The sequence below is a fragment of the Streptomyces sp. NPDC047974 genome (assembly GCF_040653375.1).
GTDB lineage: Bacteria > Actinomycetota > Actinomycetes > Streptomycetales > Streptomycetaceae > Streptomyces.
Window position 1 is genome coordinate 50599 of sequence record NZ_JBEZNU010000022.1, and the last position, 23197, is coordinate 73795.

Genomic DNA, 23197 nt, shown 5'->3' on the forward strand with positions numbered 1-23197 from the left:
GGGGCCCTCATGAGCCGTGGCGCGTGCGGCTACTCGCCGCGCTTCGGCGCCGGACGCCAGACCACCAGCGCGCTGGTCTGCTGCACGTCGGTGTACGGCACCAGATCACGCCGGTACGAGGCGTGCACCTGGGCCTCGCGCTGGCGCATCGCGGCGGCCGCGCCCTCGACGGCCGCCGAGAGCTCGGAGATCCGGGACTGGAGCGCCGCGACCTGGTTCTCCAGCTCGATGATGCGCTTGATGCCGGCGAGGTTGATGCCCTCGTCCTGCGACAACTGCTGCACCTGGCGGAGCAGTTCGATGTCGCGGGCCGAGTAGCGCCGGCCCCGGCCGGCCGTGCGGTCCGGGGACACCAGCCCCAGGCGGTCGTACTGGCGCAGGGTCTGCGGATGCAGCCCGGACAGCTGGGCCGCCACCGAGATGACGTACACCGGGGTCTCGTCGGTCAGTTCGTACGGGTTGCGTCTGCGTCCGTCCACCGCGTCAGGCTCCCTTCGCCGCCTCGAACAGCTGCGCCCTGGGGTCCGTCGAGGCGGTCGCCTCGCGGTAGGTCTCCAGGGCCTCGCGGGCCTTGTCGTCCAGCTCCGTCGGCACCGCGACCTCCACCGTCACCAGCAGGTCGCCGCGCGTGCCGTCCTTGCGGACCGCGCCCTTGCCGCGGGCGCGCATGGTCCGGCCGTTCGGGGTGCCCGCGGGCAGCTTGAGCGTGACCGCGGGGCCGCCGAGCGTCGGGACCTTGATCTCGCCGCCGAGCGCCGCCTCCACGAAGGAGACCGGCACCGTGACGGTGAGGTTGTCGTCCTTGCGCCCGAAGACCGGGTGGGCGTCGACGTGCACCACGACGAACAGGTCGCCGTTGGGCCCGCCGCGCTCGCCCGGGGCTCCCTTGCCGCGCAGCCGGATCTTCTGGCCGTCGGAGACGCCCGCCGGGATCCGGACCTGCATGGTCCGCGAGGACTTGGCCCGGCCGGAGCCCTTGCAGACCTCGCAGGGGTTCTCGGCGATCAGGCCGCGGCCCTTGCAGTCCACGCACGGGTCGGTCAGCGAGAAGCCGCCGCCGCTGCCGCGCGAGACCTGGCCGGTGCCGACGCAGGTCGGGCACACCCGGGGCGTGCCGTTCTTGTCGCCGGTGCCCGAACAGGCCGTGCAGGGCTGCTGGCTGGACATCCGCAGGGGCACGGTCGCGCCCTCGATCGCCTCGGTGAAGCTGAGCGTCACCTCGGACTCGATGTCCTGGCCGCGCCGGGGCTGGGTGCGGGCACCCGCGCCGCCGCCGCGGTTGAACAGGCCGCCGAAGACGTCCCCGATGCCACCACCGCCGCCGCCGAAGCCGCCGGCCCCGCCCTGGGCGCCCCCGAAGAGGTCGCCCAGGTCGAAGTTGAACGAGCCGCCGCCCCCGGGGCCGCCGGCCCGGAAGCCGCCGTTCCCGAAGAGCGCGCGCGCCTCGTCGTACTCCTTGCGCTTCTTGGGGTCGCCGAGGACGTCGTTCGCCTCGGAGATCTCCTTGAAGCGCTCCTCGGCCTTGGCGTCGCCCTTGTTGGCGTCCGGATGGTTCTCGCGGGCGAGCTTCCGGTACGCCTTCTTGATCTCGGCCTCGGTGGCGTCCTTGGGGACGCCGAGGACCTTGTAGTAGTCCTTCTCGACGAAGTCCTTCGTGCTCATCGACGTCCCTCCTCCCGCACGCGGGTGTGGCCTTCTACTCGCTGTCCTTCTCGGAGTCCTCGGACTCCTCCGTCTTGCCCTGCGCCCCCGGCTGGGGCTCGGCGACGGCCACGCGGGCGGGCCGGATGGTCCGCTCGCCGATCCGGTACCCCGGCTGCAGGATCGCGACGCAGGTCGTCTCGGTGACGTCCGGCGCGTACGAGTGCATCAGGGCCTCGTGGATCGTCGGGTCGAAGGGCTCGCCCTCCTTGCCGAACTGCTGGAGCCCCATCTTGGCGACGACGGTCTCCAGCGACTCGGCGACCGACTTGAAGCCGCCCACCAGTTCGCTGTGGTCCCGGGCCCGGCCGATGTCGTCGAGGACCGGGAGCAGGTCGGACAGGAGGCTCGCGACCGCGATCTCCTTGACCGTGACCCGGTCCCGCTCGACCCGGCGCCGGTAGTTCTGGTACTCGGCCTGGAGCCGCTGGAGGTCCGCGGTCCGCTCGGAGAGCGCCGTGCGGGCCTGGTCCAGCTGCGCCAGGAGAGCCGTGTCCGTCACGTCCCCGGCCGGGGCCGCCGCGTCCTCGGTGGACTCGGCGGCCTCGGCGGCGTCGCCGGAGGGGACGTCGGGCTTCTCCTCGAAGCCCGCGGTCTCCTCGCTCACGCCTGGCCGTCCTTCTTGGGCTCGTCGTCGACGATCTCGGCGTCGACGACGTCGTCGTCGGCCTTGGCCTCACCGGCGGGGGCGCCGGCCTGGGCGGCCTGGGCGTCCGCGTACATCGCCTGGCCGAGCTTCTGCGAGACGGCGGCGACCTTCTCGGTGGCGGTGCGGATCTCGGCGGCGTCCTCGCCCTTGAGCTTCTCCTTCAGCTCGGCGACGGCGGCCTCGACCTCGGACTTCACCTCGCCCGGGACCTTGTCCTCGTTGTCCTTGAGGAACTTCTCGGTCTGGTAGACGAGCGCCTCGCCCTGGTTGCGGGACTCGGCGGCCTCGCGGCGGCGGTGGTCCTCGTCCGCGTACTGCTCGGCCTCCTGGCGCATGCGGTCGACCTCGTCCTTCGGCAGCGAGGAGCCGCCGGTGACGGTCATCTTCTGCTCCTTGCCCGTGCCCAGGTCCTTCGCGGTCACGTGCATGATGCCGTTGGCGTCGATGTCGAAGGCGACCTCGATCTGCGGGACGCCGCGCGGGGCCGGCGGGAGGCCGGTCAGCTCGAACATGCCGAGCTTCTTGTTGTACGCCGCGATCTCGCGCTCGCCCTGGTAGACCTGGATCTGCACGGACGGCTGGTTGTCCTCGGCCGTCGTGAAGATCTCGGACCGCTTGGTCGGGATCGTGGTGTTGCGCTCGATGAGCTTGGTCATGATGCCGCCCTTGGTCTCGATGCCGAGGGACAGCGGGGTGACGTCGAGGAGCAGGACGTCCTTGACCTCGCCCTTGAGGACACCGGCCTGGAGGACGGCGCCGATGGCGACGACCTCGTCCGGGTTCACGCCCTTGTTGGCCTCGTTGCCACCGGTCAGCTCCTTGACGAGCTCGGCGACGGCCGGCATGCGGGTCGAGCCGCCGACCAGGACCACGTGGTCGATCTCGGAGAGGGCGATGCCCGCGTCCTTGATGACGTTGTGGAACGGGACCTTGCAGCGCTCCAGGAGGTCCGAGGTCAGCTGCTGGAACTGGGCGCGGGTGAGCTTCTCGTCCAGGTGCAGCGGGCCCTCGGCGGAGGCCGTGATGTACGGGAGGTTGATGGAGGTCTCGGTCGAGGAGGAGAGCTCGATCTTCGCCTTCTCGGCCGCCTCGCGCAGACGCTGGAGCGCCATCTTGTCGAGGGACAGGTCGACGCCGTGACCGTTCTTGAACTGGGTCACCAGGTAGTCGACGACGCGCTGGTCCCAGTCGTCGCCACCGAGGTGGTTGTCGCCGTTGGTGGCCTTCACCTCGACGACGCCGTCGCCGATCTCCAGGAGGGACACGTCGAAGGTGCCGCCACCGAGGTCGAAGACGAGGATCGTCTGGTCGTCCTTGTCGAGGCCGTAGGCCAGGGCGGCCGCGGTCGGCTCGTTGACGATGCGCAGGACGTTGAGGCCCGCGATCTCGCCGGCCTCCTTGGTGGCCTGGCGCTCGGAGTCGTTGAAGTACGCCGGCACGGTGATGACCGCGTCGGTGACCTTCTCGCCCAGGTAGGCCTCGGCGTCGCGCTTCAGCTTCTGGAGGATGAAGGCGGACATCTGCTGCGGGTTGAAGTTCTTCCCGTCCAGCTCGATCTTCCAGTCGGTGCCCATGTGACGCTTCACGGACCGGATGGTCCGGTCGACGTTGGTGACCGCCTGACGCTTGGCGACCTCGCCGACGAGCACCTCGCCGTTCTTCGCGAAGGCGACGACGGACGGCGTGGTCCTGGCGCCCTCGGCGTTGGTGATGACGGTGGGCTCGCCGCCTTCCAGAACGCTGACGACGGAGTTAGTCGTACCCAGGTCGATGCCGACCGCACGTGCCATTTCGATTCCTCCAGCTGACTGACTTGAGTGGAACTGACTCAAGGATGCATGACGGGATCCGCGACGTCAACAGAGCTGAGTCGTGTCGACTCAACTCTTCGCCGGTCCGACCACTCAAAGAGACGCGGAAAGCGCGTCGGTCCCTGACGCGCGGTGCGAGAAGTGGCAGAGTCCCGGTGCCCCGTGTCGGGCAAAGCGGGCATATTCCACGAACATCCCATCATCTCAGCCGGAGGGGTCCGGGGCATGACGGCGAACCGTACGCAGCACAGGCACCGCACCTTCGACCTCAAGCGGGCCTTCGACCTCTTCGGCGGCACGGCCCTGCTCGTCCTGCTCTCCCCCCTGCTCGGCGCGGCCGCGCTCTCGCTCTCGCTCGCCCGGGAGGGGCCCGTCCTGCGCCGCCGCACGAGGGCGGGGCTGCGCGGCCGGCCCTTCACGATGCTGACCCTGCGCACCCGCGGCCCGCTGGCCGCGCTGCCGCTGCTGCTGCACGTCGTCCGGGGCGAGATGTCGCTCGTCGGGCCGTGCCCGCTCGCCCCCGGCCACCCCGAGTGCACGGGCGAGGCGCGGCGCCGGCTCTCCGTCCGCCCCGGGCTGACGGGTCCCTGGCAGATCAGCGGCCGCTCCGACCTGCCCTGGGAGGAGCGCGAGCTGCTCGACCTCCACTATGTGGACCACCACTGGCTCGGCATGGATCTCGCCGTTCTGGCGCGTACGCTTCCAGCAGTCCGCCGACGTCGTCTCCGTCGCGCCTCCGCCCGCGCGGCAAGGCTTGCCTGAGCGACACAGATCACCGCGAGGGCCGCTACAGCGCGGCGCCGGGAACCGGTAATCTCAGCACGGACCAATTAAGTTACCGCTTAGTAGGCTCAAGGCGAGAGTGAGGGCGAGGCGAGCACAGGCCGCCCCCGCCGCGCCCCAGGCCCGCCCGAGGAGCCCGTCATGCAACTCGCCGCGATCATCGTGTCGCTGACGCTGACCGTGGTCGGCGTTGCCCTGCTCGCTCGCGCCATCGGCCAGTTCGTCCGCTACTTCAAGCTCGGCCAGCCGGTCCCGGCCGGCACCCGTACGGACAACCCCTACCAGCGCAGCGTCACCCTGGTCCGGGAGTTCCTGGGCCACACCCGGATGAACCGCTGGGGCATCGTCGGCTTCGCGCACTGGTTCGTCGCGGTCGGCTTCCTGACCCTGCCGCCGACCCTCGCACAGGCCTTCGGCCAGCTCTTCCAGGCCGACTGGACCCTGCCGATCATCGGCGGCTTCCTGCCGTTCGAGCTCTACATCGAGTTCATCGGCGTCATGACGATCCTCGGCATCGCCGTGCTGATGGTCATCCGCCTGCTGAGCCTGCCCTCGCGCGCCGGACGCAAGTCCCGCTTCGCCGGCTCCAAGGCCGGCCAGGCGTACTTCGTCGAGTACGTGATCCTCACCATCGGCCTCGCGATCTACGTGCTGCGCGGCCTGGAGGGCGCGATCCACCACGTCGAGCACTACGAGGCCGCGTACTTCGCCTCGTACCCGCTCGTCCTGGCCTTCAAGGGCCTGTCGCTCTCCACGCTCCAGACGCTCATCTACTTCACCGCCATGGTGAAGATCAGCACCTCGTTCATCTGGATGATCGTGGTCTCGCTGAACACCAACATGGGCGTCGCCTGGCACCGCTTCCTCGGCTTCCCGAACATCTGGTTCAAGCGCAACGCCACCGGCGCGACCGCGCTCGGCGCGCTCCAGCCGATGACGACCGGCGGCAAGCCGATCGACTTCGAGGACCCGGGCGAGGACGACGTCTACGGCGTCTCCCAGGTCGAGCAGTTCTCCTGGAAGGGCCTGCTCGACTTCTCCACCTGCACCGAGTGCGGCCGCTGCCAGTCGCAGTGCCCCGCCTGGAACACCGGCAAGCCGCTCTCCCCCAAGCTCCTCATCATGTCCCTCCGGGACCACGCCCACGCCAAGGCGCCGTACCTGCTCGCCGGCGGCGGCAAGGACATGGAGGGCAACGAGAAGGCCTCCGAGGAGCAGCTGAAGGACGTCCCCGCCGCGGCCCTGGCCGAGGCCGAGCGCCCGCTCATCGGCACCGCCGAGGAGAACGGCGTCATCGACCCCGACGTCCTGTGGTCCTGCACCACCTGCGGCGCCTGCGTCGAGCAGTGCCCGGTCGACATCGAGCACATCGACCACATCGTCGACATGCGCCGCTACCAGGTCATGATCGAGTCCGCCTTCCCGTCGGAGGCCGGCACGATGCTGAAGAACCTGGAGAAGAAGGGCAACCCCTGGGGTCTCGCCAAGAAGCAGCGCGTCGAGTGGACCAAGGAGGTCGACTTCGAGGTCCCGATCGTCGGCAAGGACATCGAGGACCTCTCCGAGGTCGACTACCTCTACTGGGTCGGCTGCGCCGGTGCCCTGGAGGACCGCGCCAAGAAGACCACCAAGGCCTTCGCCGAGCTGCTGCACATCGCGGGCGTCAAGTTCGCGATCATGGGCGGCGACGAGAAGTGCACCGGTGACTCCCCCCGCCGCCTGGGCAACGAGCCGCTGTTCCAGCAGCTCGGCCAGGAGAACGTCGCGATGCTGAACATGGCGTTCGGCGAGGACGACGAGGACGAGTCGACGAAGAAGCCGAAGTCGGCGAAGAAGATCGTCTCGACCTGCCCGCACTGCTTCAACACCATCGCCAACGAGTACCCGCAGCTCGGCGGCGAGTACGAGGTCATCCACCACACCCAGCTGCTCCAGCACCTCATCGACGAGGGCAAGCTGGTCCCGGTGACCCCGGTCGACGGCCTGATCACCTACCACGACCCGTGCTACCTGGGCCGTCACAACAAGGTCTACACGCCGCCGCGCGAGATCATGTCGGCCGTCCCGGGCCTGCGCCAGCAGGAGATGCACCGCCACAAGGAGCGCGGCTTCTGCTGCGGCGCCGGTGGTGCCCGGATGTGGATGGAGGAGCGGATCGGCAAGCGCATCAACACCGAGCGCGTCGACGAGGCCCTGTCCCTCAACCCGGACATCGTCTCCACCGCCTGCCCGTTCTGCCTCGTCATGCTCACGGACTCCGTGAACGGCAAGAAGAACGACGGCAAGGCCAAGGAGAGCCTCCAGGTCGTCGACGTGGCCCAGCTGCTGCTCGACTCGGTGAAGACCCCGGTCGACCCCGAGCCGGAGGCCCCGGCGGAGGAGCCGGAGCCGGTCGCGTAGGACCATGGGAAAGGGCCGCCCCACCTGGTGTGGGGCGGCCCTTTCGCGCACCCTCACCCCTTCTGGGCGCGGTACTTCGCGACGAGCTTGCCGTCCAGGTCGTAGACCCAGCTGTTGCCGCCCTGCTTCGGGGTGTCGACGACGACGAAGCGGTACGCGTGCCGGCCGGGCTGCACGGCGAGCTCGTAGGTCCAGCCGCGGTGCCGGGCGGTGGGGTGCCGGGCGTCGACGGTGGCGATCCGCTTGTCGTTCGTCAGGGACACCTGGACGCGGGGCCCGTTCCCGGTGTGCCTGGCGAAGGTGGCGACGGTGCCGTCGGGGAGCTTGATCTGCGCGTTCAGGCGGTGCGGGGCGGGCTGCGGCTGCGGCTTCGGCCGGGGCTTGGGCTGGGGCTTTGTCCGGGGCTTGGGCTGCGGCTTCGGCTGGGGCTTCGGGGTCGGTACGGGCGCCGGGACGTCCTCCGTCCAGGAGCTGACCGTGCCGTCCGGCTGGAGGACGATGTGGAGCCCGTTGTTCTCCCCGTACGCGGGCTGTCCCCCCGTACTGGTCAGGCTGCCGATCGGCACGCCGTCCCGCCCCACGATGTCGGCGCTGTACGAGCCCCCGCCGGTCTGCCGCACCCAGGCGGTGGACCCGTCGGCCAGCGGCCAGTCGGAGACCTGGTCCCGCGCGGCCGCCCGCCGGTCCTGGGGGGCGCCGCCGTCGTCGGCGAAGGCGGCGGCCGCCGGGAGGAGGAGGGCGACGGAGGTGCCGGTGGCGACGGCGGCGGTGCGCAGGACACGGGTACGGCGGTTGAGAAGCATGGAGAACTCCAGAGGGGTTTCGCTGCTGACCCCCCGAAGCTACGGACCCCACATTGAGGCGATACATCCGTTTTGTAACAGCGGCCGCACGGCCTTTCCGCGACCCCGTGACCCCTAGGGGATGTCACAGGTCGGCACGGAAGGCGCGAGGCCGCCGCGGAACCGGGTACGTTCATTGACGTGGCTGGATTCAGGAACGGACGCGGCCGGGACAACCGCCCCCCGCAGCAACAGCATCGACCGCAGCAGGCGCCGTACGGGTACAACGCGCCCCCTCAGGCGCACCCGCAGCAGCAGTGGCAGCAACAGCCACAGCAGCAGCCGTACGGAGAGCCGGAGTACTTCGGCGACCCGCACGCGCAGCACCACGCGGCGACGGCGAACAACCCGGGCCACACCCAGATGTTCAGCGTCGACGATCCCTACGGCCAGGCGGGCGCCTACCAGGCCCCGCCCGTCCCCGTCGGCCCCCGCCTGCCCTGGAAGGCCCTCCTGAGCGGCATCGTGCTGCGCCCGGCGGACACCTTCCTCCGGATGCGCGACCACGCGGTCTGGGGCCCGGCGCTGATCGTCACCTTCCTCTACGGACTGCTGGCGATCTTCGGCTTCGACCAGGCCCGCGAGGAGGTGCTGAACGCGACGATCTCCAGCACGATCCCGTACGTCCTGATGACGGGCGTCGGCTTCGTCCTCGCCGGCCTGATCCTCGGCGCGGTCACCCACACCCTCGCCCGCCAGCTCGGCGGCGACGGCGCCTGGCAGCCCACGGTCGGCCTCTCCATGCTGATCATGTCCCTGACGGACGCCCCCCGCCTCCTCTTCGCCCTCTTCCTGGGCGGCGAGAACGGCCTGGTGCAGGTCATCGGCTGGGCCACCTGGCTCGCCGCCGGCGCCCTCTTCACCCTCATGATCAGCCGCTCCCACGACCTCCCCTGGCCCAAGGCGCTGGGCGCCTCCGCCATCCAGCTGGTCGCCCTCCTGAGCCTGATCAAGCTGGGCACGCTGTAGCCCGCACACGCACGCGCGCACACGAAGGCCCCCACCGGAAAGCCGGTGGGGGCCTTCGTCCGCCTACGATGCCGGCCATGCCCGCCATGACGACGTAAACCGGAGCGGTCTTCCACGACAGCGCGGCCGCCCGGCTCCTGGAACTGACCGCCGCCTGCCGGCGCGATCCGTCGAGGACGCCGGAGGACGAGATCGCGCGGTTCTGCCGGACCGTCAGGGAGACCCCGCAGGCCGACTGGGCCATGCCGCTCCCCGCCGTCGCCGCCCTGCTCGACCTGATCTCGAAGGAGGTGGAGCGGGTGGACCCGGCGACCCTGTCGGCCGGATTCGCCGCGCTGCTCGCCGAGGCGGCCGGGGACACCCCCGCCCCCGCTCTCCTCCGGCAGCTGTCGGCGGCGCTCCGCCGCCATGACCGGCAGCCGGCCGCGGACTACGAGCGGCTTCCGATGGCCCCCTGGGAGGCCGAGCTGAAGTTCGGCAGGATCCACCGGCTCTGGTGGTGGCTGGAATCGGGCGAGTACGAGGACTTCGACGAGGGGGTGCGGGCGGGGGTCGCCTCCGAGCACCCGCACGGCTGCCGGACCGCGCTGGCCGCGCTGGGCGCGGAGCTACAGGAAGCGCTCCTCCTCGGCGCGGCGGCCGCGACGGCCCCCTGGGCCTCGCCCCCGGCCCTGCGGGCGATCCTCGGAGCCGTCCACGCCCACGTCGAAGAGGAGCACTGAACGCCGGCTCAGGCGTCGAGGACCTGGCCCTCGCGCTTGACGACGGGCGGCTCGACGGACCACGGGAAGTTGATCCACTCGTCCGTCTTCTTCCAGACGTACTCGCACTTCACGAGGGAGTGGGACTTCTCGTAGATGACGGCGGAGCGGACCTCGGCGACGTGGTCGATGCAGAAGTCGTGGACCAGCTTCAGCGTCTTGCCGGTGTCGGCGACGTCGTCGGTGATCAGGACCTTCTTGTCGGAGAAGTCGATCGCGTCCGGGACGGGCGCCAGCATGACCGGCATCTCCAGCGTCGTCCCGACGCCGGTGTAGAACTCCACGTTCACGAGGTGGATGTTCTTGCAGTCCAGCGCGTAGGCGAGCCCGCCGGCGACGAAGACGCCGCCCCGCGCGATGGACAGGACGATGTCGGGCTCGTACCCGTCGTCGGCGATGGTCTGGGCGAGCTCGCGGATCGCCGTCCCGAAGCCCTCGTACGTCAGGTTCTCGCGTACTTCACTCATGTCCGGCTACCGCCTCACACCTGGGTCCGATGGAAGTTCATGTACGAGCGGGACGCCGTCGGCCCCCGCTGCCCCTGGTACCGGGAGCCGTAACGCTCGCTGCCGTACGGGAACTCGGCGGGCGAGCTCAGCCGGAACATGCACAGCTGCCCGATCTTCATCCCCGGCCACAGCTTGATGGGGAGCGTCGCGAGGTTCGACAGCTCCAGCGTCACGTGCCCCGAGAACCCCGGGTCGATGAACCCGGCGGTGGAGTGCGTGACGAGCCCGAGCCGCCCGAGGGAACTCTTCCCCTCCAGGCGCGACGCGATGTCGTCCGGCAGGGTGATGACCTCGTAGGTCGAGGCGAGCACGAACTCGCCCGGGTGCAGGATGAACGCCTCGTCGCCCTCCGGCTCCACCTCCCGCGTCAGATCGAGCTGCTCGATCGCGGGGTCGATGTGCGGGTAGCGGTGGTTCTCGAACACCCGGAAGAAGCGGTCGAGGCGCACGTCGATGCTGGACGGCTGCACCATGGATTCGTCGTACGGGTCGATGCGCACCCGCCCGGCATCGATCTCGGCCCGGATGTCCTTGTCTGAGAGAAGCACGCCCCCACGATACGCAGAGGGCGCGGACCTCCCCAATCGGGACCGGTTCCGCGCCCACCCGGTTCACCCAGCTCAGCGCTGCTGGACCTCCACCGGCACCGCATGCCTCAAGCGCGCGCACCGCGGACACCGGATGAGCCGCCCGGGCCCGATCCGCCCGGCCCCGAGCTGCTGAAGCGGAAACGATGCGGTACTGAACACGTGCCCTTCGGCACAGCGGACGACGGTGCGCTCCACGGAACCCATCAAGTCCCTTCCCCTACACACATGGTGGACAAGACAGCCACATTAGGGGATGAAGGGGACACCCTCCGCGCGGCACTCCGACCCACCGAAGAGAGGCGAACTACGCCGCCCGTGGCGCATGGGGTACAGTGTGCAACCATGCGACCGGCTCATCCGGCCGCAATGCGGATGTAGTTTAATGGTAGAACATGAGCTTCCCAAGCTTATAGCGCGGGTTCGATTCCCGTCATCCGCTCTTCCACGAAGCCCCAGGTCAGCGACCTGGGGCTTCGTCGTTGTCTAGACCAATTCAGGTGCCAGTGCACCACCTGTGCCCCACCTCCTCATACAGTGGCAGGCGACAAGAAGGCATACATTGCCTGGCCATCCGCTTTGGCGTCATCGCTCTGCAGTTGACGCCAGGCAGCATGGTGCGGATCGTGCAGGGCCTGGGCCAGAGCGAGCTTCTTGCGGTCGCGCTTTTCGAGTTGATCCTTGAGTTCCAGCGGGTTGGCGGGCAACGAAAGCAGGAAGGTCAGGTCGCGGTAGTGACGGTCCGGCGGAGCAGTCTTGATGCTCACCGCGGCTGCCTTCGCAACGATCGCCCCCAACAGGCTGGGGCGGCGAATTCGGCCGGTACGCGGTCCCAGTCGGACGGGTACCTCCTGGGTCCGCTGCGCGGCCTGACGGCCTCCCGGCACTTCCAGCGTACGGCCGGGTGGAGTTGTCGTGAGGTCTACCCGAGGCCCGAGGTTGTCGGGAGCCAGAAGATCCACCACGAGTCTGCCCGGCTCTTCACCCCGGTGGTACCGATGCAGCAGGTTGCCCTGCGGAGACATCCCTGCGGGGGCGAAGCCGAGTCGCTCCAGTGCGTCGACCAAGCGGCGCAGGCTCCGTTGGTCCGACTGCACATCGGCCAGGACATCCAGGTCTGCACTGGCCGCCGGCGGGATCCGTCCGTGCTCCAGACCGTGGAGGAGCACCATCTGCCCGCCAATGAGCGACCAGGCGCTCGGCACTTGCTCCGACAGATCGAGCAGCACGGTCCACAGCTCCACCAGCGGCCTGGTGAACAGGTCGGATTCCAGCCGGATGTGAGGCATGCCGGCAGTCACGAGCGCCGATCCCCGGCCCGCGAGCAGTGAGCCAGGAGCGGGCGCAGAAGCCCCGCCGCGGCCGCGTCTGCGCGATCCTCATGGATGTCGAGCAGGTCGGCGGCCACCACGGAGGAAGGCGCAGCACCCGTGATCGAGGCGAGGAAAGGCCATGCGTCGGCGGGAGGAACCCGAACCACCAGGTTGCCTCGTTCGTGATCACGGACCATGCCGAACTCCGCTGCCAGCTCGCCCACCTTGCCGGGACGCACATAAACCTCGGCCCGCCCCGGCGCCACGTAGTCGGCACCCACGTCCCCGGTGGCACTCACACCGGCCCGCACCACGTCCGGGTGAGCCAGGATTGTCCGAAGCAAGCCCGAGTGCACCCGATACTGACGTGTTTCTGCCCGCGCCTGGAGGAGTTCCCGCAGGCGCACCACAGGCAGCTGGTCGTGCGCAGCCATGTTGCGCAGCCGCCTCACAACGCGGGACTTCTCCGCATCGGATAGCCCCGCGGGGGACTGACCCGCGAGTACCGCCAGAAGACCCCATGCGTTACGGGCCGACAGCGGACGTCCAGGGCGAGCACCGCGCTCCCTGCGGTCCCGTACGGCACCGCCATCGACGAGCCAGCGCCCGCCGACCCTCGTCCCGTGGAGCCTTCCGTCACGCAACAACTGTCGAACGCGTGAATCATCGACATCCAGAGCTATGGCCGCTTCACGAACGGAGAGCAGATCCATCGCCTTCTCCTTTCGCCTTTCATCCCGAAAGCGGGAGGGAAGACGCAATAATCATCCACCGACGACCCACCTTGCGTCAAACATCCCGGCCTCAGGAGATAACCCGCAACTCGGCATCCACAGCGAGTCGCGAAGCCACTCATCGACCCGATCCCCCAGGTCGTCCGCTCTACCTGGCCAGAACGGCACCGCGGAGTCCGGTCCGAGAGGTCATCGAGCGAGCGGCCGTGCCACAGCGCGCCAGTAGGCTTATAGCGCGGGTTCGATTCCCGTCATCCGCTCTTCCACGAAGCCCCAGGTCAGCGACCTGGGGCTTCGTCGTGATCGCTTCACCGCTCGTCAGCCCAGGGCGAGCCAGCGGATGCCGAGCCGTTCGACCCGCAGGGCCTCCGCCGCGTCCAGCGGCTCCCGGCCGGTGGCCCTGCGCAGGAAGTCGGGACGGCTCCACCCGAGGTCGTCGACCGCCGTGGCGTGCTCCGCGCCGAGGAGCAGCTCCGCCACGGCGTCCCCGGCCGCCGGGGTGAGCCAGGCCTCGTGTCCGAGCGCGTCGGCCAGGTCGAGTCCGTGGACGGCGACTTCCACGACGCGCGTGCGGAGGAACTCCGACAGGAGCATGGCATCGCCGTGGCGGGTCCGCACGGTCCGGCCGTCCGGCTGGGTCCGGCACAGCCGGTCGGCCCGCCGCCACGTCGCGGCGAAGTCCTCGGCGCACGCGGCACCGTCCGCCGGCCGCGCCGCACGGTCCCGGGCCAGGGCGATCCGCTTGCCGTTGGTCCCCGCCGAGAAGCGGTCGTCGGGGCGGTAGTAGTCCGCAGCGGAGATCTCCGCGGCGGAGGGTGCCGGTGCGTCCAGCATCGCCGGGAGCCAGTCGATCACCACGCACACGTGCCCGAGCAGGTCGCGTACGGACCAGGGGGCGCAGCGCGTCGGGAGGTCCCACTCCGCCTCGGACAGTCCGGCCACGGCAGCGGTGAGGGCGCCGCATTCGCGCCGGAAGGCGTCGAGCACCCGGTCGTGGTCCGCGCTGCTCCGCTCCCCGCTCGTCCCTCGTTCGGCGGTGACGGGAGGGAGGGTGGTCTCATCCGGCATGGAACGGCTCCAGATCCTCTCGGCCGCACGGATCTGACCCCGCAACGGCCTTACGGGCGACGACGCTTCTCGCTTCGCACGTCTCAGATCATCGACACGCGCGCCGGACCGGTCCCGGTTGCGGTCCGGCGGCGCCGATAGGTTCCCCTCCATGACCGAACCCGGAACCTCCGCATGGCCGCCCGCCCCGATACCGACGCCGATACCCGAGATCGTGCTGATGGCGGACCCCAGGGTCGCAGCCGTCCCCGTGGTCGAGTCCGGGGAACGCCTCGTCGACGTCCGCCGCGACGGGCGCCTGCTCGTCGACACCCGCAAGCAGGACCCGGCGGACGCCTTCGCCCATCTGCGGGAAGGCGTGCTGGCGCGGCTGGTCACGGCCCAGACCTTGCTTCCGGCGGGCCTGCGGCTGCTGTTCGTCGAGGGCTACCGGCCCCCGTCCCTCCAGCGGGAGTACTTCGAGGAGTACGCCGGTGAGCTGCGAGCCGCCCATCCCGAATGGTCCGCCGACCGGATCCACTCGGCGGCGAGCCGGTACGTGTCACCTCCCGACATCGCCCCGCACAGCGCCGGCGCGGCCGTCGACCTCACCCTCGCCGATGCCGACGGGCACGAACTGGACCTGGGCACGCGCATGAACGCGGACCCGGAGGAGAGCGCGGGCGCCTGCTACACCCACGCCCCCGGCATCGGCGAGGAGGCCCGCGCCCGCCGCGAGCTGCTGGGCGGCGTCCTCGCGGCCGCGGGGCTGGTGAACTACCCCACGGAGTGGTGGCACTGGTCCTACGGCGACCGCTACTGGGCCCTGGCCACGGGAGAGGCCGCGGCCCTCTACGGCCCGAAGGAGCTCGACGGCTCGCGGAGCCGCTGACCGGCCTCCCCTCCGTCCCCGGTGCCGCACGCTCCCGTTCAGGCGGACAGGGAGGCCAGCCGGCGGGGCGGGGCGGGGGTGGTCGGGTGGGTGGTGGCCAGGGAGGACAGGTGGTGGGGGGCGGGGACGGGGAGGTCCTGGAGGTGGAGGGGGGTGGGGAACCGGGGGTGGGCCAGGAGGGGGGTCGTGGTGTCGAGGGAGGCGAAGGGGGTGGCCAGGCCGTGGCCGGTGAGTTTGGTGGCCGCCTCCTTGCGGGTCCACAGGCGGGCGAAGGCGGTCGGACGGTCGGGGGGCGGGGTGGCCGCCAGGAGGTCGCGTTCCGGGGCGGCGAGGGATTTCGCCACCAGGCGGGGGGAGGGCGGGGTGGTGCGGAGTTCCTCCATGTCGACGCCCACCAGGCCCCGCGCCACGACGGCGATCAGGATCCAGTGGGCGGTGTGCGCCACCGAGTAGTCCAGGGGGGTCGCCGTGAGCCAGCGCGGGCGGCCGTGGTCGGCGCCGCAGTGGTGGCAGGTGCGGTCGATGCGCACCTGGGCGGGCGGCGTACCCACGTAGTGGGCGGCCAGGAGGCGTTGGGCCGCCCGGGACGTCGTGTAGGTGTCGCGGGGCGGGCCGGGGGGCAGGGCGGTCGCCCGGGCCGCCTCCTCGGGGGCGAGGAGGCGGGGCCAGTCGCGGGGCGGGCGGACCGGGGTCAGCCAGAGGTGGCATTCACCGGGGGCTGGGAGCACGCTCGGGGCCTTCGGCGGGGGTGGGGGTGACGGACGTCCGGGTCTTCCAGTGGCGGACCAGGGCCAGGGACGCCAGGTAGACCACCAGGCCGTCCAGGAGGTGCCACAGGAAGTGGGTGCCCAGCGGGAAGTCGGCGCAGACGGACTCGTCGGCCGTGCGGGCGAGCAGCGCGCCGGTGAAGGCCACGGTGGCGAGGGCGAACGTGCCCGCGTGCGTGCGGAGTTCGGGGCGGGGCGAGGTGCGCAGGACCACGGTCAGGGCCGCGAGGAGGAGCAGCACCGGGACGTACGTACCCGACTTGTTGGGGACGTACGGGCCCACGACGACGATGAACGCGGCCAGGAAGGCGATGAACGCCAGCACGCCGAGGAAGGCGCGGGAGCGGGACAGGCCGTGGAACCAGTGCAGGTAACTGCCCAGGAACCACAGGACGAAGAGGGCGATCGGCGCGACGTCGAGGACCTGCGCCCAGCGGGTGCCGAGGGTGTGGAAGGCGAAGCTGCCCAGGCTGATGGAGGCGGCGAGCGGCACCGTGAAGGCGATGCTCACCGGGGCTTTCCGGCCGGCCGGGCCGGCGCGGTGGCGGGCCAGCATCCGCCAGATCGCCCACGCGGCGACGGCGAAGGAGAGGTTGCTCAGCGCGTTGACGGGTTCGGCCCAGAAGGCGGCCGAGGCCCGTTCGCAGTACTGGTCCACGTGCTCGTACAGGTTCATCGTCCGATTCCTACGGTCTCGTCGGCCGTCGCATGGGTGAGGGGGGCGGGGGCGGGAAGGGGGGCCTCTTCGGGAGGCGGCGGGGCGGCGGCGAGGAGGGGGCCGGCCATCGCCGTGGTCACGACGGCCATGACGACCATCATCGAGTAGACGGTCCCGTCGATCAGGCCGAGTTCGAGGCCGACGGAGAGGATGACGATCTCCGTGAGGCCGCGGACGTTCATGAGGATCGAGAGCGGCAGCGCCGACTGGTGGTCCAGGCCCGAGAGGCGGGCTCCCGCGTACACGCCGGCCGCCTTCGCCGCCACGGCGACGGTCAGCAGGGTGAGGAGCGTGACGAGGGTGGAGGCGCCGAAGCCGTCCAGGCTCACCTTCGCCCCCGCCACCACGAAGTACAGCGGCAGCAGCAGCGTCCCGGCCTGGTCCGCCGTGTGGATCAGGCGGTCGCGGAGCTTCTCCAGGCCGGCCCGCGGCATGACCGCGCCGAAGGCGAAGGCGCCGAAGATGTAGTGCACGCCCATCCACTCGGTGGCCGCGCACGACAGCAGCAGCCCGGAGACGAGGAGCGGGAAGAGCGCGGCCGGTGCGGACGGCCGCTCGGCCCAGTGGGTCAGCACCCGCTTCAGCAGGGGGCGTACGGCGCAGAGGAGGAGCAGGACGTAGACCGGGAGGAGGGCGATCCGCCACTGCTCGCCGTCGGCGGTCAGCGCGGCCACGCCGGCCAGGCCCACCCAGGCGACCAGGTCGCCGACGGCCGCGGCCGCCAGGGCGAGGCCGCCGAGGGGGCCGTTGGTGAGGCCGCGGTCGGCGAGGATCCTCGCCAGGACGGGGAAGGCCGTGACGGACATGGCGATGCCCAGGAAGAGCACGAAGCCGGTGTGGGAGCCGGGGGCGTACCGGGCGGCGAGCGGCAGCGCGACCAGGACGCCGACGACCAGCGGCACCAGGACCGAGCCGACCGCGACGCCGAGCGCGGCGCGCCGGCGGCCGCGCAGCAGGGTGTGCTCCAGCTCGTAGCCCACGACGAACATGAAGAGGGCGAGGCCCACCGCGGCGAGCGCCGAGAGCAGCGGCGCCACGTCCTTCGGGATCAGGACCGCGCGTACGGACTCGGGCAGGACCAGCGGGCCGCACAGGACACCGGCGACGATCTCGCCGACCACCGGCGGCTGCCGCACGGCGCGGGCGAGCGCGCCGAACAGCTTGGCCACCGCCAGGAGCGCGGCGAGGCTGAAGAACAGGTGGACCGTGGTCTGGCCCGTCATGGGGTCACCGCCAGGGAGGAAGAGGCTGAACCGTCCGGCTGCCGGGGCGGCGGGCTCGAACGGACGATCAGTGAGGCGGCGAGCGCCCCGAGGAGCAGGAGCCCGGCGGGCAGGTACACCGTCTCGGCCAGGGCGGTGCTCAGCGCGGGGCGGGCGGGACCTCCGGTGCCCCCGGCCGCCGGCGTCAGGCCCTCCGTCAGGCCGTGGGCGGCCAGCCGGGAGGCCAGGACGGCGCCGATCGCGGCGCTGCCGAGGACGGAACCCACCTGCCGGAGGGCGTTGTACGCGCCCGAGCCCGCGCCCGCCCGGTCGGCCGGGAGCCGCAGGGTGGCGGCCACGGCCAGCGACGGCCAGATGCAGGCGTTGGCGAGCCCGGTGAGGGCCGCGACGGCCAGGAACCAGCCGAGCGGCAGGTCGAGGGTCATGAGCGCCGCGAACGCGGCGAGGGAGGCGGCGAACAGCACGAGCCCGACGAGCGGCACCGTGCGCGGGTGGAGGCGGTCGCCGAACAGGCCGACGAGGGGGACGAAGACGATGGCGGCCACGGCCATCGGCGCGAGCACGGCACCCGCCCCCGTCCCGGACAGCGCGCGGGCCTCCTCCAGGTACAGGTACAGCGGCACCATCACGGCCGTCACCGCGGCCGCGGCGAGGGCGACCGCCAGCGAGGCGGCGACGAAGGTCCGGTCGCGGAAGATGCCGAGCGGCAGCAGCGGATCGGCCTTGGTGCGGGTCTGGTGGACCACGAACAGGGCCAGGACGGCGAGCCCGGCGGCCGTGGCGGACCAGGTCCAGGCGGTCCAGCCGCGGCTGCCGCCCTCCTGGAGGCCGAGGACGAGCGCGGCCATGCCGACGGTGCCGAGGACCATGCCGACGGTGTCGAAGCGGTGCGGGCGGGTGGGCAGCACGGGCACGTACCGGACGGCCAGTGCGAGGCCGGCCAGTCCGATCGGGATGTTGGCGTGGAAGATCCACTCCCAGCCCGCCCGGTCCACGACCAGGCCGCCGAGGAGCGGGCCGAGGAGGTTGGCCAGTCCGGCGACGGCGCCCCACACGCTCATCGCGGCGGCGCGCCGCTCCGGCGGGAAGGTGCGGCTGATCACGGCCATCGTCTGCGGGGTCAGCAGCGCGGCTCCGACGCCCTGGACGGCGCGGGCCGCGATGAGCGTCCCGATGTCCTGCGACAGGCCGCACCACAGGGACGCGCCGGTGAACACGGCGAGTCCGGTGAGGTAGACGGGCTTGGGGCCGAAGCGGTCGCCGAGGCGGCCTGCGGGCAGCAGCAGGGCGGCGAAGGTGAGGAGGTAGGAGCTGGTCGCCCAGACCAGGGACGTGACGTCGGCGCGCAGGCTCGCCATGATCGCCGGGTTCGCCACGGAGACGACGGTCATGTCCAGGATGACCAGGAAGTAGCCGACACAGAGCGCCGCCAGCGCCGGCCAGGGACGGGGTGGAGCGGGCACGGGCAGGGTCCTCACGGGGCGGGGCGGTCGGGAAGGTCGGGACGGGCGGGGCGGTCGGGAAGGTCGGGACGGGCGGGGAAGGGCCGGGGCGGGAGGGGCCGGGCGGGAAGGGCCGGGCGCCGGGGCGGGGGCCTGGCGGGGCCGGGCGCCGGGTTACAGCAGGCTGCTCGTGATCCGCTTGACGCGGAAGGGGACCCGGCGGACGCCCCGGACCAGGGCGGTCAGGGTGTGCGGCGACGAGGTGCGCAGGTAGTGGCCGACCACGGGGCCGAAGACGTACTGCCAGCGCGGCCAGTCGCGGCCCAGGCGGCCGAGCTGTTCGCCGATGTCGATCGCCATGACCCGGACCGTCTCCTTGGTGTACGGGTGCGTCTTGGCGATCGGCAGCTTGCGGCCGCCGAGGCGCTCGTACTGGGGGACGAGCTTGTCGATGGCGTCGAGGACGAGGTAGCGGCAGCCGAGGTTGAAGGCCAGCCGGGCGATCTCGCGGAAGAGGGCGAGGACGACGCCGGAGCCCCGGTAGTCGGGGTGGATCGCGAGGCGGGAGACCTCGACGAAGCCGCCGCGCCAGATGTGCGGCGGCAGCCCCTCGGTCTGCGCCTCGATCTCGCTGAGGGTCCGGTCGCCGGCGTTGACGACGATCCGGCCGGTGCCGACCGGCTTGTCGCCGAGCCGGCACACGATGCCGACCGCGTGGCGGTCGAGGCGGTCGCCGACCTCCAGGCTGTCGTCGACCTCGGCGAGCCGACCGAAGTGCCGGTTGCCGGCCAGCCGGACGTCGAGTGCCTGCCGGTACGTGGCCTCGTTGGCGACCGTACGGATCGACAGGTAGCGGTTCACCCGGGACGGGCGGACGCCGGCGGCCCGCAGCGCGGGGAAGCCGAACTCCGGCACCGTGCCGGCGAGGACGACGGCGCAGTCCCGTACGGACCTGCGGGAGGCGGTCCGGAAGGAGAAGCGGGCCTCGTCGCCGGACTGGCGGCAGGACGTGAGCCGGGCGGCGATCCGGCGGCGGCCCAGCCAGGGCAGCCACAGGTCGAGCGTCACGGACATGCCGGGCGCCAGCAGCCGGCCGGGGTCGTCGGCGGTGAACTCGCCGCCGTACGGGCCGAGTCGGCTGATCGTGACGCGCTGGGGCCGGGAGAAGAGGGTGGGGCTGTCGAGGCGGGCGGTGATCGGTTCCGCCAGGGTGTGGGTGTGGGCGTCGTCGCGGACGGCGGGAGGGCGGACCTCGACCCGGCCGGTCCGGTGGTCGACGGTGTGGTCGCGGCTGAAGAGGGGGACCGGGGCCCCGCCGCCGGGGCGCCGGCCGTCGCCGCGGAAGAGCAGCGAGAGACGGGCGCCGGGCCGGATGCCGGACAGCCGGTCCGGTTCGGGCGCGGACAGGACGAGCGTCCCGTCCGCGGTGCGCTCGTCGAGGACGCACGTCACCCGCTGGCGACCGCAGCGGAGCACGACCTGCGGCCGGTGCAGATCGGCGGGCCAGTACCGGTACGTCGCCGGGGCCGGCGGGTCCGCCGGGGCGGCCCGGTCCACCGGATCCGCCGGATCGGCCGAGGGACTGGTCGGTTCGGCCTGGACAAGTTCCATCGTTGCTCCCTGCTGTTCTCCCCGGGCGCGGACGGCCCTCGGGGGGTGTGGCCGGACCGGGGGCGGCGCCGGCCGGGCGGAGCCTGGGCGGCTCCGCCCGCCGGTGGGCACGCCACCGCTGTGCCCGTGTGCCCACCGGGCCGTCAGGCCTTCAGGGCGTCCTGGAAGAGCTGCCAGCCCTCGCTCCAGTCCCCCAGTCCGGAGGAGGCGTTGATGTGGCCGAGGCTGCCCACGTTGTGGAGGCGGGCGCCGAGCTGCCCGGCGGCGGTCTCGGCGTGCTCCAGGGAGCCGTACGGGTCGTCCTCGCTGGCGACGACGACGGCCGGGAACGGCAGCGGCAGCGCGTACGCGTCGGTGGCGAAGCCCTCCGCCTGGGTGGGGAAGTTCTCGCCGGCCACGTCGGGCGCGGCGACCAGGAAGGCGGCCGTGACGTCGGCGAGGGCCGGGTTCTCGGCCTTCGCGCGGGCCCACTGCGCGAGGAGCGTGCAGCCGAGGCTGTGGGCGACGACGACCTTCGGGCCCTGGACGGCGGCGAGGGCCTCGTCGAGCTCCTTCACCCAGGTGGCCGCGACGGGCTCGTCCCAGGAGGAGTGCTCCACCCAGACGGCGCGGTCGGTCTCGCGCTCGAACCACTGGCGCTGCCAGTGCTCGGGGCCGGAGTTGCCGATGCCGGCGAGGAAGACAAGGGTCGGGTTCTGGTTCTGCATGGTCGTCACACCTCGTACTCGACGCCGACGCCGTCGAAGCGCAGGCGGTCCTGGATGAAGACGGGCTGGTCGTTCTTGTCGTAGCCGGTCACGAGCCCGGCCTCCATGAGCCGGATGACGATCTGGGAGCTCAGCTCCTGCTTGCCGGTCTCGCTCAGGCGGCGGATGACCTCCTTGTAGCCGAGGTCCTCCTTGAGGAGGGCCTCGAAGATCTCCCGGTGCTCCTCCTCCAGCGGCCACTTGACCATGTCGACGCCGGCCTCGTTGCCGATGACCTGCTTGCGCTGGAGCGTGAAGCCCTCCGGGTCCACCTTGTAGAAGGGCTCCAGGCGCACCTCGCCGCCGTTCCACTGGAGGCGCTTGATGCTGTTGAGGTCCTTGGTGAGGCGGCTGATCCACTGGACGCGGGCCACGTTGAGCTCGTCGTCGGTGAACTCGTCGCTCAGTTCGAGGCGCTGGTGGCGGCCGATGCCGATCATCGTGGAGGCGCGGTCGCGGAAGTCGGCGATCGACCAGTCGCTGCTGCCCTGGTCGGCCTCGACGAGGCGGTCGAACCACGCCTTGCGGCTGAGGCGCTCGTCGGCGGACTCGCTGATCCGGCGCTTGAGCCAGAACTCGGACTCCGGCTCGGTGAAGGAGGCGAAGGTGTAGAAGGAGGCCAGGAACTCGTGGTACTGCTCGTAGGTCTCGCCGTAGGTGCGGTTGTACCAGGCGTGGACCTCGTCGCTCTCGTCCGGGTTCTCGCTGATCCGGTCGATCGCGGCCGCGGCGGAGACCGCGGACTGGGTGGCGAGGTGGACGCCCTGCGAGAAGAGCGGGTCGGTGAAGCAGGCGGCGTCGCCGCTGAGGAAGAAGCGGCCGGCGGAGACGTACTCGGAGTCGTACGACCAGTCGTGGACGATCCGCACCTCGTCGACCATCTCGGCGCCGTCCAGGAGGGCGGTGGCGCGCTTGGCCTTGGCGAGGGTCTCGCGGTAGAAGCGCTCCGGGCCCAGCTCCTTGACCTCGGCGGACTTCGAGCGGTCGACGACCAGGCCGACGCTGTACAGGTCGCCCTTGAGCGGGATCATCCACACCCAGCCGTCCTCGAAGGTGATCGAGTACGTGGTGCCCTTGAGGTCGCCCTCGAAGGGGTCGGGCTTCTTGAAGTACGACCAGACCGCGAAGTTCTTGTAGAACTCGTCGTAGCGGCGGATCTTCAGCTGGCGGGCGAGCGGGCTGTGCGAGCCGCTCGCGTCGATGACGAAGTCGCTGACGACCGTGCGGGACTCCTCGCCCTGGCGGACGGTGAGCGTGACGGAGTCCGCGGCGGAGATGTCGACGTTGGTCACCGGGGTGGACTCGTGGACGGTGACGCCGCGCTCGCGGACCTCGTCGACGAGGAGCTGGTCGAACTCCTCGCGCTTGACCTGGATGGCGTGGTCGAAGACCCACGGCGAGGTGCGCGGGGTGGTGAAGGAGAACGTCCACGGGGCCTGGTCCTGGCCCCAGAGGAAGGTCGCGGAGGGCTTCTTCACGAACGCGGCGGCGTCGAGCTTCTCCTGGAGGCCGAGCCGGGTGAGGATCGACAGGGTGCCGGGGAGGAAGGACTCGCCGACGCGGTAGCGCGGGAAGGTGTCGCGCTCGAAGACCTCGACCTCGTGGCCGAGCTTGGTGAGGGTGAGTGCCGCCACGCAGCCGGCGGGGCCCGCACCGATGATGGAAACCTTCGACTTCTTCATGTGCTGTCTC

At 71.3% G+C, this 23197-nt stretch carries 22 protein-coding genes and 1 tRNA gene; 6 read left to right on the top strand and 17 right to left on the bottom strand.

What is annotated here, in order from left to right; all coding sequences use genetic code 11:
- Window positions 1-29: 29 nt before the first annotated feature.
- Genes AB0E19_RS27250 through dnaK form a run of 4 tightly spaced genes read right to left on the bottom strand, consistent with a single transcriptional unit; the run spans window position 30 to window position 4140 of the window.
- Window positions 30-479 (bottom strand): helix-turn-helix domain-containing protein, encoded by a 450-nt coding sequence (locus tag AB0E19_RS27250; protein WP_362184820.1) that lies wholly within the window; start codon window positions 477-479, stop codon window positions 30-32.
- A gap of 4 nt (window positions 480-483) precedes the next feature.
- A complete protein-coding gene (gene dnaJ / locus AB0E19_RS27255) occupies window positions 484-1662 on the bottom strand; it encodes a molecular chaperone DnaJ (protein ID WP_362184821.1) in 1179 nt (392 codons plus the stop codon).
- A 34-nt stretch (window positions 1663-1696) separates the two neighbouring features.
- Window positions 1697-2308: a nucleotide exchange factor GrpE gene (grpE, locus tag AB0E19_RS27260; RefSeq protein WP_362184822.1), complete on the bottom strand. Its 612-nt coding sequence runs from the start codon at window positions 2306-2308 to the stop codon at window positions 1697-1699.
- Window positions 2305-4140, bottom strand: coding sequence for a molecular chaperone DnaK (gene dnaK / locus AB0E19_RS27265; RefSeq protein WP_362184823.1), 1836 nt, complete (start codon window positions 4138-4140; stop codon window positions 2305-2307). Before dnaK ends, grpE begins: the two co-directional genes overlap by 4 nt.
- 246 nt (window positions 4141-4386) lie before the next feature.
- Between dnaK and AB0E19_RS27270 the strand changes: the two genes are divergently transcribed.
- Window positions 4387-4923: a sugar transferase gene (locus tag AB0E19_RS27270; RefSeq protein ID WP_362184824.1), complete on the top strand. Its 537-nt coding sequence runs from the start codon at window positions 4387-4389 to the stop codon at window positions 4921-4923.
- Window positions 4924-5085: 162 nt separating this feature from the next.
- Window positions 5086-7344, top strand: a complete 2259-nt coding sequence (locus AB0E19_RS27275; RefSeq protein WP_362184825.1) for a heterodisulfide reductase-related iron-sulfur binding cluster — start codon at window positions 5086-5088, stop codon at window positions 7342-7344.
- 53 nt (window positions 7345-7397) lie between these two features.
- On the opposite strand, the gene AB0E19_RS27280 is transcribed toward AB0E19_RS27275, so the two are convergent.
- Complete coding sequence (locus AB0E19_RS27280; RefSeq protein WP_362184826.1) at window positions 7398-8147, bottom strand: hypothetical protein; 750 nt, start codon at window positions 8145-8147, stop codon at window positions 7398-7400.
- A 180-nt stretch (window positions 8148-8327) separates the two neighbouring features.
- On the opposite strand from AB0E19_RS27280, the gene AB0E19_RS27285 reads away from it, so the two are divergent.
- Both AB0E19_RS27285 and AB0E19_RS27290 read left to right on the top strand, forming a co-directional pair.
- Window positions 8328-9155: a Yip1 family protein gene (locus tag AB0E19_RS27285; protein ID WP_362184827.1), complete on the top strand. Its 828-nt coding sequence runs from the start codon at window positions 8328-8330 to the stop codon at window positions 9153-9155.
- Between the two features lie 242 nt (window positions 9156-9397).
- Entirely contained in the window at window positions 9398-9877 is a 480-nt protein-coding gene (locus AB0E19_RS27290; RefSeq protein ID WP_362184828.1) for a hypothetical protein, read from the top strand.
- Window positions 9878-9885: 8 nt separating this feature from the next.
- Here the strand turns inward: AB0E19_RS27290 and AB0E19_RS27295 are convergent, their stop codons facing one another.
- Together AB0E19_RS27295 and dcd are read right to left on the bottom strand one after the other, a co-directional pair.
- Entirely contained in the window at window positions 9886-10383 is a 498-nt protein-coding gene (locus AB0E19_RS27295; protein WP_360602676.1) for a phosphoribosyltransferase, read from the bottom strand.
- 14 nt (window positions 10384-10397) lie between these two features.
- A complete protein-coding gene (dcd, locus tag AB0E19_RS27300) occupies window positions 10398-10973 on the bottom strand; it encodes a dCTP deaminase (RefSeq protein WP_030495892.1) in 576 nt (191 codons plus the stop codon).
- Window positions 10974-11383: 410 nt separating this feature from the next.
- Between dcd and AB0E19_RS27305 the strand changes: the two genes are divergently transcribed.
- A tRNA-Gly gene (locus tag AB0E19_RS27305) sits at window positions 11384-11454 on the top strand.
- An 88-nt stretch (window positions 11455-11542) separates the two neighbouring features.
- Here AB0E19_RS27305 and AB0E19_RS27310 read toward each other — a convergent pair.
- The 3 genes from AB0E19_RS27310 to AB0E19_RS27320 form a co-directional block, all read right to left on the bottom strand.
- Complete coding sequence (locus tag AB0E19_RS27310; RefSeq protein ID WP_362184829.1) at window positions 11543-12313, bottom strand: hypothetical protein; 771 nt, start codon at window positions 12311-12313, stop codon at window positions 11543-11545.
- Window positions 12310-13038: a type IV toxin-antitoxin system AbiEi family antitoxin gene (locus AB0E19_RS27315; protein WP_362184830.1), complete on the bottom strand. Its 729-nt coding sequence runs from the start codon at window positions 13036-13038 to the stop codon at window positions 12310-12312. Before AB0E19_RS27315 ends, AB0E19_RS27310 begins: the two co-directional genes overlap by 4 nt.
- Window positions 13039-13377: 339 nt before the next feature.
- Window positions 13378-14127, bottom strand: coding sequence for a maleylpyruvate isomerase N-terminal domain-containing protein (locus AB0E19_RS27320; protein ID WP_362184831.1), 750 nt, complete (start codon window positions 14125-14127; stop codon window positions 13378-13380).
- A 202-nt stretch (window positions 14128-14329) separates the two neighbouring features.
- On the opposite strand from AB0E19_RS27320, the gene AB0E19_RS27325 reads away from it, so the two are divergent.
- Window positions 14330-14998 (top strand): M15 family metallopeptidase, encoded by a 669-nt coding sequence (locus AB0E19_RS27325; RefSeq protein WP_362184902.1) that lies wholly within the window; start codon window positions 14330-14332, stop codon window positions 14996-14998.
- A 38-nt stretch (window positions 14999-15036) separates the two neighbouring features.
- Here the strand turns inward: AB0E19_RS27325 and AB0E19_RS27330 are convergent, their stop codons facing one another.
- The 7 genes from AB0E19_RS27330 to cmlS form a co-directional block, all read right to left on the bottom strand.
- Window positions 15037-15726: a 4'-phosphopantetheinyl transferase superfamily protein gene (locus AB0E19_RS27330; RefSeq protein WP_362184832.1), complete on the bottom strand. Its 690-nt coding sequence runs from the start codon at window positions 15724-15726 to the stop codon at window positions 15037-15039.
- Window positions 15707-16441 carry a ceramidase domain-containing protein gene (locus tag AB0E19_RS27335; RefSeq protein WP_362184833.1) on the bottom strand — a complete coding sequence of 245 codons (735 nt, stop codon included), beginning with the start codon at window positions 16439-16441 and terminating at the stop codon, window positions 15707-15709. Before AB0E19_RS27335 ends, AB0E19_RS27330 begins: the two co-directional genes overlap by 20 nt.
- On the bottom strand, window positions 16438-17706 hold the full coding sequence (locus AB0E19_RS27340) for a cation:proton antiporter (protein WP_362184834.1): 1269 nt from the start codon (window positions 17704-17706) through the stop codon (window positions 16438-16440). Before AB0E19_RS27340 ends, AB0E19_RS27335 begins: the two co-directional genes overlap by 4 nt.
- Window positions 17703-19169 (bottom strand): DHA2 family efflux MFS transporter permease subunit, encoded by a 1467-nt coding sequence (locus tag AB0E19_RS27345; RefSeq protein WP_362184835.1) that lies wholly within the window; start codon window positions 19167-19169, stop codon window positions 17703-17705. The genes AB0E19_RS27340 and AB0E19_RS27345 overlap by 4 nt, the downstream gene beginning before the upstream one ends.
- A 153-nt stretch (window positions 19170-19322) precedes the next feature.
- Window positions 19323-20759: a GNAT family N-acetyltransferase gene (locus AB0E19_RS27350; protein WP_362184836.1), complete on the bottom strand. Its 1437-nt coding sequence runs from the start codon at window positions 20757-20759 to the stop codon at window positions 19323-19325.
- Window positions 20760-20902: 143 nt separating this feature from the next.
- A complete protein-coding gene (locus AB0E19_RS27355) occupies window positions 20903-21466 on the bottom strand; it encodes an alpha/beta fold hydrolase (RefSeq protein ID WP_362184837.1) in 564 nt (187 codons plus the stop codon).
- A gap of 5 nt (window positions 21467-21471) precedes the next feature.
- Window positions 21472-23187, bottom strand: coding sequence for a chloramphenicol-biosynthetic FADH2-dependent halogenase CmlS (cmlS, locus tag AB0E19_RS27360; protein ID WP_362184838.1), 1716 nt, complete (start codon window positions 23185-23187; stop codon window positions 21472-21474).
- Between the last annotated feature and the right edge of the window lie 10 nt (window positions 23188-23197).

Bases quoted from the DNA above. Each gene is read 5' to 3' on its own strand.
- dnaJ (WP_362184821.1), bottom strand. From the start codon at position 1,662: ATGAGCACGAAGGACTTCGTCGAGAAGGACTACTACAAGGTCCTCGGC.
- dnaK (WP_362184823.1), bottom strand. From the start codon at position 4,140: ATGGCACGTGCGGTCGGCATCGACCTGGGTACGACTAACTCCGTCGTC.
- AB0E19_RS27270 (WP_362184824.1), top strand. From the start codon at position 4,387: ATGACGGCGAACCGTACGCAGCACAGGCACCGCACCTTCGACCTCAAG.
- AB0E19_RS27275 (WP_362184825.1), top strand. From the start codon at position 5,086: ATGCAACTCGCCGCGATCATCGTGTCGCTGACGCTGACCGTGGTCGGC.
- AB0E19_RS27280 (WP_362184826.1), bottom strand. From the start codon at position 8,147: ATGCTTCTCAACCGCCGTACCCGTGTCCTGCGCACCGCCGCCGTCGCC.
- AB0E19_RS27290 (WP_362184828.1), top strand. From the start codon at position 9,398: ATGCCGCTCCCCGCCGTCGCCGCCCTGCTCGACCTGATCTCGAAGGAG.
- AB0E19_RS27295 (WP_360602676.1), bottom strand. From the start codon at position 10,383: ATGAGTGAAGTACGCGAGAACCTGACGTACGAGGGCTTCGGGACGGCG.
- AB0E19_RS27315 (WP_362184830.1), bottom strand. From the start codon at position 13,038: ATGGATCTGCTCTCCGTTCGTGAAGCGGCCATAGCTCTGGATGTCGAT.
- AB0E19_RS27320 (WP_362184831.1), bottom strand. From the start codon at position 14,127: ATGCCGGATGAGACCACCCTCCCTCCCGTCACCGCCGAACGAGGGACG.
- AB0E19_RS27335 (WP_362184833.1), bottom strand. From the start codon at position 16,441: ATGAACCTGTACGAGCACGTGGACCAGTACTGCGAACGGGCCTCGGCC.
- AB0E19_RS27340 (WP_362184834.1), bottom strand. From the start codon at position 17,706: ATGACGGGCCAGACCACGGTCCACCTGTTCTTCAGCCTCGCCGCGCTC.
- AB0E19_RS27350 (WP_362184836.1), bottom strand. From the start codon at position 20,759: ATGGAACTTGTCCAGGCCGAACCGACCAGTCCCTCGGCCGATCCGGCG.
- AB0E19_RS27355 (WP_362184837.1), bottom strand. From the start codon at position 21,466: ATGCAGAACCAGAACCCGACCCTTGTCTTCCTCGCCGGCATCGGCAAC.
- cmlS (WP_362184838.1), bottom strand. From the start codon at position 23,187: ATGAAGAAGTCGAAGGTTTCCATCATCGGTGCGGGCCCCGCCGGCTGC.